The organism is Candidatus Neomarinimicrobiota bacterium (assembly GCA_041154365.1).
Taxonomy (GTDB): Bacteria; Fidelibacterota; Fidelibacteria; order Fidelibacterales; family Fidelibacteraceae; genus Fidelibacter; species Fidelibacter multiformis.
The window spans coordinates 146,387-163,764 of the sequence record AP035449.1 but is presented as its reverse complement, the minus strand read 5'-3'; the positions used below and the strand labels follow the sequence as shown (position 1 = coordinate 163,764).

The following is a 17,378-nucleotide window of genomic DNA, read 5'->3' as shown; positions in this document are numbered from 1 at the left end:
AGCCTTCCCATGGGAAGGCTTTTCTTTTTAATTTAAATTTTTAGCTATATATAATTGACTTAATTGCCAGACCCCTCTATATTTAATGAGCCGGGATGATATTTATCACAACAACCCGCAGGGAGAATACCTAACTTACCCTAAACACCATAAAAATATAGAGGAGCCTGTCATGAAACGTGGTCTTTTATGTTTTCTTATTTTTTTAATGGCCACTTCCGGACTGTCAGGAGCGGTTCCCATCGAAATTTCCGAAGAATTTTTCAATGAAGATATCGTTGTGTTCTACCTCTCTGATTTCAATCTGGAAAGCCCTCAGGGAAATCCGTTGATTTTCGAATACTACATTGGTAACAGGAATTATCCCTGTGTATTTCCCGAACCGGTCCAGATCAGCCTGGAATTTCATTTTAAAGCCCGCATCAGGGCTTTGGGCTGGACCGATTTTCAGCCCATCGCCACTATTGTTTTAAATCCCTTTACCATTGCAGGTCCATGCCGCATATCCAACCAGATTATTTCTTCAAATATCTCCAATTTTTTCATTCCCTATGATTGCCCCGCCCAGGTGAACACCGGGAGTCCCTATGTGGATCTGAACGATGGACAGGCGGATGTGGACAATACGGCCATGTCCCGTTTATCCAACTCCATCTTATCCACGGGACAACTTCCTGCAGGGACCTACTCTTTTCTTGTCCGCATTGTCAATGAAGGCAGCGGCCAGATGTCGGAAGTCTCCAAAAATATACGGATTGTATCCCCTACCTCTCTGGAACTCATCGGCCCCGGGAATCTGGTTCACGGACTTCGGGACTTTGAAAGTCAGTTCAACCGCTTTCCCATGTTCCAGTGGGAAAGCGAAGCCTGTGCATCCTGCAACTATGCCATCCGCATCTGTGAGTATGTTCCTGGCATCCATGCAAGTCCTTACGATGCCATGATGGATGAGGCTGTTCTGCCCTTCCCTGATGATGGGGATTTTTATGACGTGGGAAATAATATCACCGTCTTAAATTATGATCCTGCTTTGGCCGGCCGGGATCTGGAATTTGGGAAATATTACGTGTGGCAGGTTGAAAAAACCTTTGAAACTTCGGGGGGGCTTCAAAGCATGAAAAGCGAAATCTTCGGATTCTTTCTTGAAGATCCATCCTCGAAGGAAACGGCCCGCCGAATGATCAATCCGGTGGAAGAGTTGTTAAAGGAACTGGTGGGTGAAGACCAGTTTGAAACCTTGAAAGCCGGTCAGTTAAGCGGTTACCAGGTGTCTGGCATGATGACTGTGAATGGACGGCCCATCACAGTTGAAGAGCTCCGGACCATCGTCAACGGCATCCGCAACGGATCCTACACGATACAAAATGTGTTTGTGGAATAACGAGGTCGCCATGAAATATATACAAGCCTTTCTTATCATCCTCCTGATCTTAACGGTCATCCCCGTCAATGCCGATAATCAGAAACTTGCCATGGTGGCAAAAACACGGGGAGAGGTAACATTCCGCCATGAAGATGAAACGGCGTTTAAAAACACGGCAAAAGCCGGTACGATCCTGGAAAACGGAGATATCATCAAAACAGGAAAAGAGTCTTTTGTCGCCCTGATCTTTCTCGATGATAAAAGCCAGGTGAAACTCCTCGAAAACTGCGATTTGGAGATCCGGGGAGAAAAGATCCGGAATCAGCTCAATAAGGATCTATCCATGAATTTCGGGGAACTGAAGGCAGAAATTTCTGATCAGCGCCGCGGGGAATTTAAAATATCCACACCAACCTCTGTCGCTTCAGTGAAAGGGACCGATTTCTGGATCTTATCCGATCCCCGATTGGGTGATAAAATTATCGGTCTGAGCGGACTCGTGGAATTGATGAACCAAATCACAGGCTATACGGTATCGGTCGGCCCGAATCAAACGGGATTATCTCTCACAAACGGCAACGTAAACGTTCAGGTAACCAACCCGAATGACATCCCCGAGGATATCGTCATAGATGAAAAAGAACTTCAACAACTGAAAATCCAGTTTCAAAATCCCCGGGGAGAATCAAAAAACATCATCATAGAATATCGGTAATGAAGAATCGCCTCTTCCGGACTCTGTTCCTCCTTTGGATCCCCTGCATCCTTTCAGCTCAAACCGGTACACTCGTCCATATTCCGGTCAGAGAATACACAGCCGGTGAAACGCTGACTTTTCAATGTTTATTTTCCGGGAATATCTCCCATGTTGATGGAGTGGTTGTGTTTATCCGTCCCGCCGGGAACCGGGCATATCACCAATATCCCATGAAATACAACGGGATCGAATGGACAGTCACTATACCCGGAACTGCTTTATCCGGCGGAGACATGGAATATTTCATCCTGGCTGAATTATCCCACGGGGGGGTGATCAGTACACCGGATGATAATCCCTTTGATTATCCCCTGACGATCCGGGATATGGAAACCGGCAAGGCATCTGTTCCAGAACATACGACATCCCCGGAAGAAGGCGGTATCCCGGCAGAATATATTATTCTTGCCCCAGAGCCGGGCGGAACCATTGAAAGCGGTGATTTTGTGGTGGCCGTATCCCTTTTTAATATGCCGGATATTGATTTATCCAGCATTCGTCTGGAACTAAACGACACAGATTATTCCTCCTACCTGGAAAAATCACCCGATATTATCACACTCACCCTGCCACCCGGCACCCTTGAGCCCGGGATGTACACGGCAACTCTCTATGCCCAAAATCATTATGGTACCCGTTTTAGTCCCGAAACCTGGACATTTACTCTCATCAGTGCACAAGAGTCCATGCAACGCATAGACCGTTCCCTGAGTGGTCAGGTAGGGACCGAATTCCGCTGGGAAGATGTAGATGGGGAGCCCAACAATCTTCTTCGGTTTACCGGCAGAATCACCGGAAGCATCCAGGGTATTACACTGGGGCTTTCGGGATTGTGGGTCTCCAATGAATCCCGACGCTATCAGCCCAGAAATTCTTTCAATGCCTATGCCCGGACATCCTATACGGATCTTGAATTAGGTACTTTTTATCCGGAACTCTCCCGGCTTACTCTTTATGGAAATCGGGTTAACGGTGCCATGATCCGCCTGAAGCTGAATTTCCTGAACCTGACATACCTCAGGGGAGAACTGCTTCGGGAGGTTCTTAACCGAGCGGAGCTTGACAGCAGCTCGCACACCTGGACCATATCCTCCTTTACCTATGCCCGGGATATCCAGGTCATTCAGCCTGAAATCCGTTTTGGATCCTTTCTGAATTGGAAAATGACCCTCATGCATGCCCGGGATGATACTGCCAGCCTTGATCCGGCCCTGAATATTGAAGATTATAACCCGGAGACCGATTCGTATATCTTCCAGGGAAATTCACCGGTGGACAATCTGGTTTTTGATAACAGTATCACACTGAGCCTGGATAATCAGCGCCTGGTATGGTCCCACAATGTAGCTCTGAGCATGACAAACCGGAACATCCGGGGAGGAGTGCATGACTCCATCACCATCGGTGACGAAATCATCAGTATTTCAGACAAACTCCCGGATTTTATGAGTCCTGACCGGCTGTCCCGTTTCTTCATCATCAACGAAAACACAAATCTTCCCATACCAGCCGAAGTCAGCGAAGACCTGACAGAATTCAGGCTCCAGCCCAATAAAATCATGGACTATCCTTCCCTGGCATACTGGACAACCTTGCGCCTGAATTACTACAACAACCTGGTTACATGGACATTTAAGCATATCGCGCCTGAGTTTTCATCCCTTGCTTACCCGGGTTTACAGACCGATATACACTTGTCTGAAATCGGGGACCGGATTCGTCTGTTCCGGAACAGACTGATCGTAACCCTCCGGTACAGCAGCCAGTATGATAATCTGTTGGGGCAACAGAAAGAGTATGTGACCAATACCAATTCCATATCTGCGGCAATGTCTGTCATGCCGGGACAGGAACTTCCCACGGTATCCATGTCTTTCAGATACTATCTCAGAGAAAACGACCTGAATACTGCCGCGGATACACTCAGCGAATTGCTTACATCTGCAGCAACCGACCAGCGGATACGAAATGAAAACCTGTATCAGATGTTTACCCTGACCCAACCCCTGAAAACCGGTGGAATCCCCACAGATCTGACAATCAACTATATCCGCACACTTCGGAAGGATAAAATTCCTAACAGACCACCAGGCTATATCAGTCCCGACTATTCCCTGAACCTCTGGTCTGCCTCCGCCCTGACCCGATGGTCATCCACTCTGATCCAGACTCTATCCTGGAGTTTGATGGATAATAAAATCAGTCGTACATCCGATTTTACATACCAGACCTTCGTCGGAAAAATTGAAAAATCATTGTGGGAAAATAAACTCTTCGGTGCTTTTGAAATAAAGTGGACTCACGCTTCGGGAGACGTGGCCTTTGACCAGTACCAGGTTTCACCTGAACTACGTATAAAAATCTTCGAAAATGATTTGTTTCTAAACCTGCACATTAATAAACTGAACCAATCCGGGACAACAGGAACCAGCACCCGGTTTTATACGAAATACACTTACCAATTTTGATGAAGATCAAACAAAAGACCTGGCAAAACATCTTAGCCGGTGTGATCATCGGAACAATCGTCATGTTACTGACCATTTTAATCCGGGAAGCCGGCATGATAGAAACCGTCGAACTGAAATCCATCGATTACCGGTTCAAGCGGCGCGGCCCCATAGAAGATATCCGGGAGAGGAGTCCGATTGTCGTGGTTGCCCTGGATCAGGAATCCTGGGAATCCATCCCCTATCGCTTTCCCTATCCCCGAAAAATGTGGGGGAAGGTCGTCCGGAACCTCAAGGATGCCGGTGCAAAGCTCATCGTCTTTGACTTTCAGTTTGACACCCATGATATCAATGATCTTCATAGCGACACCCTTTTTGCTGAAGCCATAGAATATGCCGGCAATGTGATCCTTCCCAGTAAGCTGAACCAGGAAATTGTCCGGGGACATGTCATCCAGCATATTACTGAGCCGGTGGATCTTTTTTACGATGCCTGCCTGACAACGGGACTCATCGGCGAATTGAAAGATATTGATCAGTATACCCGGAATTATTCAATTTTTTATCCCCTTAAAGATAAGTACTATCTTTTTTTGGGCATGAAAGCCATTAAAGAGTATCTGGGTATTCACGATTCTGTAAAAATGGCCTTTTCCGGGGATATGAATTTTATTGAGTACGGCCCCTTGCGCATCCGGCATAACAACGGAAACAGTTTTATGATCAATTATTACGGGCCGGCCAAAACCTTTAGTTCTTACTCCCTGTCATCTGTTCTGGATGATGCGGAAACAGATCTCAGGGGAGACTATGACACAGATTATATGGAATTGTGGAAAGGCGACAAATCGGTCTATCCCAAGGAACTTCTTTCCATCCTGAATCCTACCGGTGAAGATTCTCCCTTTAAAGATAAGATTGTACTCATCGGAGATGCCCTGGAAGAACATTTTGACACCAAATTCACTCCCTTTTACAATTATGAGGGAATGACGAACCTTATGGCCGGTGTAGAAACCCATGCTCATGCCATGCAAACGGTCCTGGATGGAAATTATCTGATCAAACCCGATAAATGGGTGAATAATATCGTTGTACTGGTTTTAAGTGTTCTTGCCCTGATTATCACTATCACACTGGGGCCTGTATGGGGGATTATCATCATCTCACTTTTGATCCTGGGCTATTCCTATTTATCCTTTTATCTATTCAATGAAAACCGGATTATCATCGAGCTTTTTATTCCCATCCTTGCCGTTTTTCTCTCCTATGCTTTTGACATGTTGTATGAATTCATCTTAGAGCAGCGTGAAAAGAAAAAAATCCGGGGGATGTTTTCCACCTATATATCACCCAAGATCTTAAAATATCTGGAAGAGCATCCGGACGCCTTTACACTGACGGGAGAAAAACGGGAAGCCACCATGTTTTTCTCTGATGTTCAAAGTTTCACAACCATTTCCGAGAGTCTGAATCCGGAAGACCTGGCCATGTTATTGAACAAATATCTTTCTCCTATGACACAAATTCTCATGAGTTATGACGGATACGTAGACAAGTACGAAGGTGACGCCATTATGTGTGATTTCGGTGTCCCTGTTGAAGACGACGAACATGCCCGGAAAGCCTGCTGGGCCGCTCTGGAGCAGCAGAAAAAGATATCCGAGCTACGGCCTGAATTAAAAAAGGAATATGGCGTGGAAATCTATGTCCGCATGGGCATCAATTCCGGGCTGGTCAGTGCCGGCAACATGGGATCTGAACAACGTTTTCAATATACCGTAATGGGGGATGCTGTAAATTCCGCTTCCCGATTTGAAGGGGCCAATAAACAGTATGGCACCTACCTGATGATTGGAGAAAGCACATACAATCTGGCAAAGCCCTTCATAGAAGCCCGGATGCTGGACCGTCTGATCGTCAAGGGGAAAGCCAGGCCGATTACTGTATATAATCTGATGGCAAAAAAAGGGGAAGCCACAGAGGCGGAACTGAAGCTCATAGAATGGTATGAAAAGGGATTAAATCTCTACTGGAATCAGAAATGGGATGATGCCATCGATGCTTTCCGGAAAGCCCTTGAGTTTGTCCCGGGCGATCCGCCCTCAGAACGCTTTATTCAGCGCTGCCGCGATTTTAAAATAACCCCGCCGCCTGATCATTGGCAGGGTGAATTTATCATGACGACAAAATAAAGCCACAGGATCTTTATTCATCCTCTTCGTGAAAAATGTCTGATGTCAGGGTATCCTGAAGGGATTTGAGTTTTTTCAATAAGATTTGCTTTTCTTTCAACAGAGTACCTGGAAATTCTCCTTTTTTGTCAGCTTCCCGGAGTTTTTCTCCAATCAGGTTCAGCTGATCCCGGATTTTTTGTTCGCCCAGACGTGCCAGACAATCCAGAAATGTTTTTTTGGGTTCCTTAAAAGGATTCCCTTCCATTATCAGACGAAAAATAAAGCGCTGAACCGTAACATCTTTTACGGATTCCGCCAGGGAAGAAGGGGAGATTTGAATCTGTTTGCGCAGAAGGGGCTGAATGTGTTGATAGACCTTTTTGAGGAAGGCATGGGTAAAAAGATCCTCCTTCAGTACCCGGAGAGCAGCAGCCCGGATGGATGTGGAGGAATTATTTACAAGCAGTTGGATAAGCTGGTATTGAGCCGCTTCAGATTTATTGGCAAAATGTTTCTCTTTCTCTACAGGACCCATATATACGGTATCCTCTTTATCTCTGAAACCTGTACGATTCAGCTGCTGTTTCAACACGGCCATATCCGTCCCGAAAACCCGGCCTAAATCGCTGAGGAACATCTCTTCCATCACTGGATCGGCAAAGGGTCCCAACTGATCCAGGATCCGCCTGACAGCATCAGACCGTCTGGCTGCGGAAAGGCGCAATGGTTTGATCAAAGACTCGATGTAGGACATAAAATCCGGTGCTTCACTGATTTTCATCTGAAACGCTTCCGGACCTGCCTGGCGGATAAAACTATCGGGGTCTTCTTTTTCCGGCAGCCTTAATACCCGGCAGGATATTCCCTGGGGTGCGAGTATAAGACCTGTTTTAACGGCAGCTTTTTGTCCTGCTTCGTCACCATCGTAACATAAAACCGCTTTGGAAGCAAATCTTTTGATCATCCGGGCATGATCAGGAGTAAAGGCGGTTCCTGAACCAGCAATAATATATGTAAAACCGTTCTGCCACAACTGGAGCAGATCCATATATCCTTCCACAATCAAAACGGTATCAGCTTTCCGTATGGCATCCCGGGATTTATGAAGTCCGTACAAAATCCGGCTTTTATGATACACCGGAGTTTCAGGGGAATTGAGATATTTTGCGCCCTGGTCATCACCGGCCAGAACCCGTCCACCGAAACCAACGGGATTCCCCCGGGTGTCGAAAACAGGAAACATAATCCGGTTTCGGAAACGATCATATTTTTTCTTTCGCTCCGATTCGGTCACAAGTCCTGACGATATAAGCAGGTTTTCATCGAATTTTTTCTTTAATGCCGTTTTCAACAGAGTATCCCAGGCATCGGGAGCAAACCCGATTTCAAAAGTACTCAGTGTATGTTCATCCAATCCCCGTTTGATCAAATACTCCCGGGCTGCTTTTCCTTCAGGAGATTTCAGGGCTTTTCTGTATACATCGATGGCCAGGCGGTGCAGTTCGTAGAGTCGTGAACTGATACTTTTTTCTTCTTCCGAAGGTTGATAGGTATATTCCTCAAGGTTGATGCCCGCCCGGTCTGCCAGTGCGTGAAGGGCTTCGGGAAACGTGATTTTTTCATAATTCATCACAAAATTGATCACATTTCCTCCGGCTCCACAGCCAAAACAATGATAAATCTGCTTGGACGGGCTCACGCTGAAGGACGCCGTTTTTTCCTGGTGAAAGGGACAACGTGCCCAGTAATTCTGTCCTTTCCGGGTAAGGGAGAAATAAGAGGATACGACATCCACGATATCATTGGATTCTTTTATCTGTTCAATCACATGTTCGGGGATGCGTCCCATTATATCCTGCCGTTAAATATTCAATTTTACAAGGGTTATACCGGCACCACCCTGATCCCAGGGAGCTTCTTCGAAAGAGAGGACCCGCCGGTCTTTCGCGAGAAATTCTTCAATAAATTTTTTCAGGATCCCATAACCTGTCCCATGGAGAATGTCCACCTGGGAAAGGCGGCTGACCACGGCCCTGTCGATAAAGCGGTCCAGGCTGCTCAGGGCCTCTTCTGTCCGGAATCCCCTCAAATCAATCCGGTGCGATACAATATCAGTGCTTCTTTCCACATGAGTTTCCACCCGTTGAGCTGATTTCCGGGCTTTGTCAAGCCATGACAGGTCCAGTCGCATTCTTGAACCATCCACATCCACCCAGACACGGCGTTTCCGGGGATTGATTTCCACAATTCTGCCATTTTGTCCCAGTGAGCGAATCCACACTTCATCCCCAACATTCAAGGCATTCATTTTCAGGATGTTTTTTTGGGGATCTGCCGTCTTTTCCTGCCGGTCCTGAACCTTGGTCTTTATCTGGGTAAATGTTTGCCTTGCCTTGTGAATCGCAGCCGATTCTGCTCCGGATTCGCGGATTTCCCGGATGGTTCCTTCCAGTTCTTTCTGCAAATCGGCAATGATGAGCTCTGCCCGTTTCAGGGCATCCCGTTCAGCTTTTTTATATTTAGTATCAATGGTCTTCAATTTTTCCTGAATATGTTCTGTGTCTTGTTTCAGATGTTCTTCCCGTTTCCGGATATCCTTCAGCAACGTATCATAGCGGAAAATTTTTCGTTGAAGATCCTGGATCAGCCGTTCCAGCTTTTCACGGCTTTTCCCGACCCGCATCACGGCGGTTTCAATGACCCGGGGATCCAGATGGTAGCGCCGTGCAATTTCTATGGCATAACTGCTCCCGGGAATACCTAAGCGGAATTCATAGGTGGGAGAAAGAGATTTATCATCAAACATCATGCTGCCGTTTTCCAGTTCATCAATCTCAAAAGCCAGGGTTTTCAGGGCACCGTGGTGTGTTGTAGCAAAGGTCATGGTGCCCCGGTGCATGAGCTCCCTTAGAATGCCTTCTGCCAGAGCCGCTCCTTCGTCAGGATCTGTTCCCGTGCCCAGTTCATCGATCAGGACCAGACTTTCATGAGTTGCCTCCTCAAGAATGGTCCGGATGCGGAGAATATGGGAACTGAAGGTGGAAAGATCCCCTTCAATCGATTGCTCGTCACCGATATCCACAAAAATCTGATCAAAGACTGGCAAAGAACTGGAGGCATCGGCAGGGATCAATAACCCTGCCTGATTCATAAGGACAAGAAGTCCTACTGTTTTCAGAGCAACAGTTTTACCTCCTGCATTTGGACCGGTAATGACAATACCCCGTTTTCTTTTCCCGAGAGAAAAAGTGAGAGGAACCACATCCCGCTGCACTGCCAGTTCCAGATTCCGTCCATTGACGATACGAAAAGTATCCGTTTCTTCCGAGGGTTTATCACACACATATCGGACGGCAACCTTTCCGGCGGCATGGATAAAATCCAAATCTTCCAGCATACTTGTTGCTGCCTGAAAATCCCCAAGATTCTGCCGTACCTGGTCAGTTAATGCCTGTAAAATCCGGTGTATCTCTTCTTTTTCAGCCAGCTGGGCTTCCCGTAATTCATTATTCATCACCACAATAGCTAACGGTTCAATATAAAAAGTCTGCCCTGTCTGGCTCTGATCGTGGATAATGCCCTGAATTTGATTTTTTCGGCTGGCCCTGACAGGTATCACATGACGGCCATTCCGGAATGAGACCTGATCACTGACAGCCACCTGATCTTCTGCCAGTTTTGCAGAAATTTTCTGTACTTCCTGGAAAATCCGTTGATTCAGCCGGCTGATCTTTTTCCGGATGGCATGCAGTTCCGGTGATGCGTGGTCGGCAACAGCTCCACTTTCATCGAGAACAGAGAGTATATCCTGTTCAAGTGGGTGTAAATCAACCGTAGGGTCCAGGACCCGTTTGCGTAACAAGGGATATTTCTCGGGCCGGTGTTTAAAATATTCCCGGATTTGCCGGCTGGTTTGAAGAATGGAACCCAAGGTAAAGAGCTCTTCACCAGATAAAGCTGTTCCCTGTACAGCTGCACGCTTAAAAACATGCGTCTGGTTACCAAAGCCGGAGAGGGGGATTGCCGTATCCAGGGCAATGAGATCCCGCATTTCAAGAATTAAATCCTGTGTTTTACGGAAGGTTTCAGGAGCCTGGAAAGAGCGCAAATTATCTGCCCGGTCAGCTGCCTTTTCTGTAGAGGTTTCCGCCCTGAGAAGGCGCCGGACCCGGTCAAACCCCAGGACCGCTTCGGGGTGTATCATAATCCTGTCATAATCCCTGATTCAAACGTTCGATGGCCTCACGCATTTCCTGTCCACCCTGTTTTAATTTCAGCATAATCTCTTTTCGCTCAGGGAGGGGCAGTTTCTTGAAATTCTCCACCAGATATTGCTGTTCCTGAAAATCAAAGGCATCCAACTGGCGAAGTTGCCTGGCAAATTCTTCCGTTGTACCCTGAATGGCCGGCAGAATATCCTCACGAACCCGGTTATTCAATTGCTGACGGAGTTTGCCTTCATCAAAAAAGGGTTTGATCAGTGTTTTATGAACCATGGGCACAACCCCTTCAAGCAGCTCATAACTTTTGGAATTCCGTTTTATCTGGGGAACCCAGTTATTATTGGGCATTAAATCAAAAATCCAGAAAATAACACTCAGAACAATCACCGCTTTCAAGGCACCCAGAGCGATACCTCCCAATTTATCCACCCATCCCAAAAGGACCAGGTTGAGGGCGGCCCGGATAAGATTGGCCAGAATCTGGGCAACAATCACAACACCCAGGAAAAGGACCACAAAACCAAGGGCCATGGTCAGGGTGGGATTCCAGTCAAAACGGCCAAAAAGAGCGTTTCCCACGCTCACACTGTAGTTTGACCCGATGATAATACCCAGCACCAGCCCGATCAACCGGAAACTGCTTAAAATCAATCCGTTGAAATAATCTTTTACCACAAACCAGGCAACAATGATAATGGCCAGGATATCCATCCAATGCATATTAACCTCCCAGTTCTTCGCGAACTATCATTTGGACCCGTTTCCCGTCTGCACGACCGGTAAGTTCTTTCATTGCCGGTCCCATCACCTTTCCAAGATCCCGGATACTTTCTGCACCGCTATCGCGGATAATTTTCCGGACGATCTGACGGATGGCTTCATCATCCATTTCCGCCGGCAGATAGGTTTCAATAATTTTCAGCTCCTCCTCTTCCTTTTCGGACAAATCGGTTCGTCCCGCCTCCTGATAGGTTCGGGCAGAATCCTGGCGTTCTTTGGCTGCTTTCCGGATCACAGCCAGGGCTTCTTCTTCTTTCAGGTCGTGGAGTACTTCAATGCGTTTTTCTTTCAATTTGGACAGGAGCATTCGCAAAGTCCGGGTACGCACGGTATCCCGGTCTTTCATGGCATTTTTTAAATCAAGCTGAATTTTTTCAAGATAAGTGGTCATTTTTCAACACCTCACTGTATTTCATCCCTGAAATCCATCATTATTATAACGGTTAAAAATAAGGGATTCCTGCCGTTTATTAAACAAATTTTACAGATTTAAAGGCTGACATCCTTTTTCACGTGAACCACATCAACTACTAAGTTTATATGAAATGCTTATATTCTCCCCGTTCTGAAAAATGGAGGAAGACAAAATGCTGAAAAAGGTGATTCTGCTGATGATCATGGTATGTGTTCACACCCTGGGGGCTGATCCTCGTCGTGGTCACATTCAGGGACAGGTGACAGATCAAAAAACAGCCCAACCCCTGGCAGGTGTCAATGTGATGGTTTTGGATACGGAATGGGGAACCATGACTGATGAAGAGGGATATTACCGTCTGACGGATATACCAGCCGGCAGCTATGTCCTTCGCTTTTCTATGATAGGATACCGGGATATCTCTAAAATCAATGTGGAAGTCCACGCAGGCAATCAGACACATCTGAACGTGGAACTGGTGACGGAAGCCGTGTCATTGGATGCCATCACAGTCACCGCACCGGCTTTTGAAAAATCGAAGGGGGCTGTTGTCAGTGAACGGACCATAGATCTGGGAGAGATCCGGACAGATCCGGCCAGTCAGGGAGATATCCAACGGAGTGTACAGGTTCTGCCCTCTGTTTCCAACACATCCGACCAGATGAATGAAATCATAGTCCGTGGCGGACTTTTGGGAGAAAACCTTTTCATCATTGATGACATTGAAATCCCCAACCCCAATCATTTCGGTCAACCTGGAACCGGAGGAGGACCCGTTAATCTGATTAATGCGGAGTTCGTCCAGTCCATCGATTTTTACGCCGGCGCTTTTCCGGCACAGTTCGGCGACAAAGCTTCATCCGTGATGAACATCAAATTCAGGGAAGGATCCACAAATCACCCTCAGTTTTACATCGACATGGGAATGTCCGGCATCGGATCAGCCCTGGAAGGTCCGATTCAGGAAAAAGGGTCCTATCTGTTGACATTTCACAAGAGCTTTCTGGATCTTGTGATACAGAATACCGGTCTGATGGCCATTCCCTATTACTGGAACACCCAGGGTAAAGCGGTTTACCGCCTTTCGTCAAAACACCGCCTGATCGTAAACGGGGTATATGGCCGGGATCATATAGAAATTGATGCCGATGAAAATGATGCCTGGAGCCGTGGAGCAGAGTATGTCTATACGGAAAACGAAACCTACGCAACTGGAGGCACCCTTCTCACAACCTGGAATAAAAATATGTACAGTAAGCTGACACTTTACCGGAATCAGCTGGATTACCGCTATGATGTGGAGCGCTATACATCACCAGGGCACAGGACAGACTTTGCCAATTCAAAATTTGCTGAGGGAGAAACGGCTCTTAAACTCTATGTATCCAAAGCCTTTTCACCTTTGACAGATATTCAGTTTGGCGGGCAGATAAAGAACGTTCATCTGGACTACCAATCTGTGTCATGGCCTGATACCCTTTTCTTTTACGAGGGGGATTCTATCCGTGGCATATTCAGAACCTACGATTACAATACATCTTCAGAAGACCGGCATGAACAGAAGGGTTACGGCTTTGTCTCAATGACTTTTCACCCCCTGGAGCGACTTAAAATCATTGCCGGATTACGTGCTGATTATTTTACGATGGGGCACACACTCACCTGGGCCCCCCGGCTGGGACTTTCATACAGGGTAGGTCCCCGGATGTATTTGAATGCCGGAGCCGGCAGACATTATCAAACTCCGTTTTACTACCACAACATGACCAATGAGGATGAAAATCAACCGGCACTGAACAGTAAATATTCAGATCATGTGATAGCCGGAATTGAATTCTACCCGGCAGATGACATGAAATTTTCCACAGAAATATTTTATAAAGGGTATGCCGATCTGGCTTTGCCTTCAACACGTCTGAATCCAGGGAAAGACACAACCGACACAGACCTTTACTATCTTTCCGAAGGAAAGGGAAAAGCCCGCGGTATTGAATTTTTCTTTCATAAAAAAATGTTTGAACGCTGGTATGCCATTGCCAGCTATTCCTTTTCCAGATCCGAATTGTGGGATCCCCGGTATGAAGAGTGGTATCACAGTTCCTACGATTTCCGTCACGTTGCCAATCTTGTCGGCGGATACAAACTGATAAAAGAGGATTCCTGGAGCATTCCCATGAAAATCCTTACCTTTAATGCCGATGAATTCATTATCAGTGTCCGCTACCGTTACACCGGTGGGCGTCCCTATACAAAACGTTCCTATTATCCTGAACTCCGGCGGTGGTATGTGGACGAAAACCACTACAATACCGAGCGTTATCCTGATTATCAGCGTTTTGACCTTTCTCTTCAGTGGAAGGTCCATTTTAAGAATGCCCATTTAACATCATATTTGAATATCCAGAATGTCTTCAACCGGGAAAATATATGGGAATATTCCTATGGAGAGGATGGGAGTATTGAGAAAATATTGCAATACCAGACCATGCCGGTGGGAGGATTTATTTTGGAATTATGAATGATGAATGATGAATGATAAATTGAGTGATGAGTGATGAGTGATGAGTATTGAGTTGGAGTTATGAGTTTGGAGTTGATTCCTCCCGCAGAGGGCGCAGAGAGGCAGGGTTTATTTTGGGCATTCCCGCGGAGGGCGCGGAGAGGTTGGGGGGATTGGGGAGATTGATTCGATTGAATGATTGGTTTGATTGCCTGCCCTGTGAAATGGGGCAAGTGCAGTCACGCGTTACTTTTTCAGTCGACAGTGGACAGTCATCAGTCGAAAGTCGAAAGTCAAAAAGTCGATTGAATAGATTGATTGGATTGGGGGATTGCCTGCCCTGTGAAATGGGGCGGGGCGGTGACGCGTAACGTGTGACGAGTAACAAGTGGTTTTTGTGGGATAATTTTTATTTTTTGTAATATTTATTAGTATAACTTAGTTAATTGTATAAAATAGTTTGGAATAATCACTTGAAATCAAAAACAGGACTATCGGCCTGATCCAATATCTTTCCCGTCAACAAAAGCCTGTCCCCTAAACCCACTCGCACACGTTACTTGTTACGCGTCACTTTTTCAGTCGAAAGTGGACAGTCGGCAGTCAACAGTCGGCAGTGGACAGTGACGCGGAGATTGGAGGGATTGATTCGATTGATTCGATTGGACCACTTGTCACGCATCACGCGTTACTCGTCACTTTTTCAGTCAACAGTCGGAAGTCGGAACCTGTACCACCACCACCGAACCCTTGAACCCTTGAGCCCCTGAGCCCATGAACCCCTGAACCATTGAACTCCTGAACCAACGATCAGGAGCGTAGCGACGCCAACTTCGGACAGGCCACAGCCTGTCCCTACATCTTCCAGCTTCCAATTTCTTATTAATGATTGATTAGATTCTTTTGCTGATCAGAATATGAGATTATAAGAAAAATCCGATATATGATTTCGCTTAGGTGAGGCCCCCCACCCCGGGGGTAAAATACACCGAAATGCGACACAATGCAAGATAATATTATTAATCATATATGTGAGTCAGTGAATAATGGTTAAAATTCAAACATCATCTATCCATCTCAGTCATTGTGTAGGTTATAACAATTGCATGGACTTATAGAGATACTCACATAGAAAAAAGGATGAAGTATTACCTTCTTAAAAATCATCGGATAAATTCCGGCAACATTTACCGTGTCCGTACCGTTCTGCCAGGGAGTGGAGATCCGTACTGCCACATTGGGGGCATTGACCAGGATGGGTTACCAGCTCGCCACTGAAGGCATGGCCGCATTTTCGGCACCACCACTGATCCTTCAGAAAGTGTACGGCACCTCCATCGATTGTAAGGAGAGGACCTTTTTCAAGGAATTCCGCCATTTTATGTCTGGCGTTTTCAATCAACCTTGTAAAGGTAGGGCGCGAAATGCCCATCAGATCCGCTGCCTGGGACTGATCATATCCCTCTCCATCAGCAAGCCGGAGTGCTTCATACTCATCCAGGGAGAGAATCAGTTCATCCAGTTGCCGTGAAGGAATTCCCAGGGGTTTGAACTGTCCGAAACGGGGTGGATTTTTAACATGTCTGTTTTTTTGCGGTCTGGCCATGGTTTATCCTATACGTTAAATCGAATATTTAATATATCACCATCCTGTACAACATAATCCTTTCCTTCCAGGCGGATCTGACCATTTGCTTTTGCTTTCGTCATGGATTGGGTTTCCATAAACACATCATAGGAAATGACTTCCGCCCGGATAAATCCCTTTTCCAGATCGGAGTGTATCACACCGGCTGCTGCAGGTGCCGTGAGTCCCTGCCGGAGCGTCCAGGCTCTGACCTCATCTTCCCCAACCGTGAAAAAACTTAATAATCCCAGCCCTTCATAAGCTGCGCGAATCACATGATGGATGGCCGGTTCGTCGATCCCCAGTTCCTCCATGAACAGCGCCCGGTCTTTTTCCTCCAATTCCTGAATTTCCTTTTCAGACAGTGCAGACACGGCGGTTACAGCCATATCCGGAAATGTTTCTTTTACCTTACGAATATATACATCCCGTTCCTGGTACCGGATCTCACTGCAATTTAAAACCGCCAGAAAAGGCTTGGCTGATAAAAACTGAAATCCCCGGATTCGCTTTTCTTCTTCCTCGGTAAATGAAATCTCCCGAATCGGTATTCCACCATCCAATGCTTCTTTGCATCGTATCAGAATGTCATGTTCATGCTTATCATACTGGGGGGCTCCCCGCTGTTTCAGATGTTCTACTTTCTCAAGGCGGCTTTCGGCAACCACCAGGTCGGCAAATTGAATTTCCTCTTCCAGGTGCCGGATTTCGCCAGGAGGATCGATAGTTACAGCTTTCCCGTCGTCCCCATAACCTTCAAAAACCCGGATAACAGCCACCAGACCGTCCACCTGACGGACTGCCTCCAGATATTTCGAGGATGTATCGTGCCGATTCCCCGATGGGATACCCATAATATCAATACAATTGAATGTGGCGTGTGTTGTTTTTTTCGGCTTGAAAATCTCTGAAAGAGTATCTACACGGGGATCAGGAACCACCACTCTGCCCCGACGGGATTCTGCCAGGCCGGACCGGAGGATTTCAAAATGATTTCCTGTGAGTAGTTCAAAGAGGGTGCTTTTTCCTGAAAATTTTACACCGATGAATCCAAGTTCCATAAGTCTCCTGATCTGTTTTTGTTGG

At 46.5% G+C, this 17,378-nt stretch carries 11 protein-coding genes; 5 read left to right on the top strand and 6 right to left on the bottom strand.

Going from position 1 to position 17,378, the window contains the following annotated elements; all coding sequences use genetic code 11:
• Positions 1-172 precede the first annotated feature (172 nt).
• The 4 genes from strainIA91_RS00700 to strainIA91_RS00685 are packed head-to-tail and all read left to right on the top strand — an operon-like array spanning position 173 to position 6,765.
• On the top strand, positions 173-1,381 hold the full coding sequence (locus strainIA91_RS00700) for a hypothetical protein (RefSeq protein WP_400167172.1): 1,209 nt from the start codon (positions 173-175) through the stop codon (positions 1,379-1,381).
• A gap of 10 nt (positions 1,382-1,391) precedes the next feature.
• Positions 1,392-2,078, top strand: coding sequence for a FecR domain-containing protein (locus tag strainIA91_RS00695; protein WP_400167171.1), 687 nt, complete (start codon positions 1,392-1,394; stop codon positions 2,076-2,078).
• The gene (locus strainIA91_RS00690) at positions 2,078-4,588 is read left to right on the top strand and encodes a hypothetical protein (protein ID WP_400167170.1); all 2,511 of its coding nucleotides are present in this window, start codon (positions 2,078-2,080) and stop codon (positions 4,586-4,588) included. Before strainIA91_RS00695 ends, strainIA91_RS00690 begins: the two co-directional genes overlap by 1 nt.
• Positions 4,588-6,765, top strand: a complete 2,178-nt coding sequence (locus strainIA91_RS00685) for a CHASE2 domain-containing protein (protein WP_400167169.1) — start codon at positions 4,588-4,590, stop codon at positions 6,763-6,765. The genes strainIA91_RS00690 and strainIA91_RS00685 overlap by 1 nt, the downstream gene beginning before the upstream one ends.
• Positions 6,766-6,778: 13 nt before the next feature.
• On the opposite strand, the gene dnaG is transcribed toward strainIA91_RS00685, so the two are convergent.
• The 4 genes from dnaG to strainIA91_RS00665 are packed head-to-tail and all read right to left on the bottom strand — an operon-like array spanning position 6,779 to position 12,141.
• A complete protein-coding gene (gene dnaG, locus strainIA91_RS00680) occupies positions 6,779-8,596 on the bottom strand; it encodes a DNA primase (protein ID WP_400167168.1) in 1,818 nt (605 codons plus the stop codon).
• 12 nt (positions 8,597-8,608) lie between these two features.
• A complete protein-coding gene (locus strainIA91_RS00675; protein ID WP_400167167.1) occupies positions 8,609-10,951 on the bottom strand; it encodes an endonuclease MutS2 in 2,343 nt (780 codons plus the stop codon).
• Positions 10,952-10,958: 7 nt separating this feature from the next.
• Positions 10,959-11,690 carry a CvpA family protein gene (locus tag strainIA91_RS00670; RefSeq protein WP_400167166.1) on the bottom strand — a complete coding sequence of 244 codons (732 nt, stop codon included), beginning with the start codon at positions 11,688-11,690 and terminating at the stop codon, positions 10,959-10,961.
• A gap of 1 nt (position 11,691) precedes the next feature.
• Entirely contained in the window at positions 11,692-12,141 is a 450-nt protein-coding gene (locus tag strainIA91_RS00665; RefSeq protein WP_400167165.1) for a GatB/YqeY domain-containing protein, read from the bottom strand.
• Positions 12,142-12,337: 196 nt separating this feature from the next.
• Here strainIA91_RS00665 and strainIA91_RS00660 point away from each other — a divergent pair, with 196 nt between their 5' ends.
• Positions 12,338-14,683, top strand: a complete 2,346-nt coding sequence (locus tag strainIA91_RS00660) for a carboxypeptidase-like regulatory domain-containing protein (protein WP_400167164.1) — start codon at positions 12,338-12,340, stop codon at positions 14,681-14,683.
• Positions 14,684-15,821: 1,138 nt separating this feature from the next.
• Here the strand turns inward: strainIA91_RS00660 and strainIA91_RS00655 are convergent.
• Together strainIA91_RS00655 and ychF are read right to left on the bottom strand one after the other, a co-directional pair.
• Positions 15,822-16,271 (bottom strand): DUF134 domain-containing protein, encoded by a 450-nt coding sequence (locus strainIA91_RS00655; protein WP_400167163.1) that lies wholly within the window; start codon positions 16,269-16,271, stop codon positions 15,822-15,824.
• Positions 16,272-16,279: 8 nt separating this feature from the next.
• Positions 16,280-17,353 carry a redox-regulated ATPase YchF gene (gene ychF / locus strainIA91_RS00650; RefSeq protein ID WP_400167162.1) on the bottom strand — a complete coding sequence of 358 codons (1,074 nt, stop codon included), beginning with the start codon at positions 17,351-17,353 and terminating at the stop codon, positions 16,280-16,282.
• Positions 17,354-17,378 lie beyond the last annotated feature (25 nt).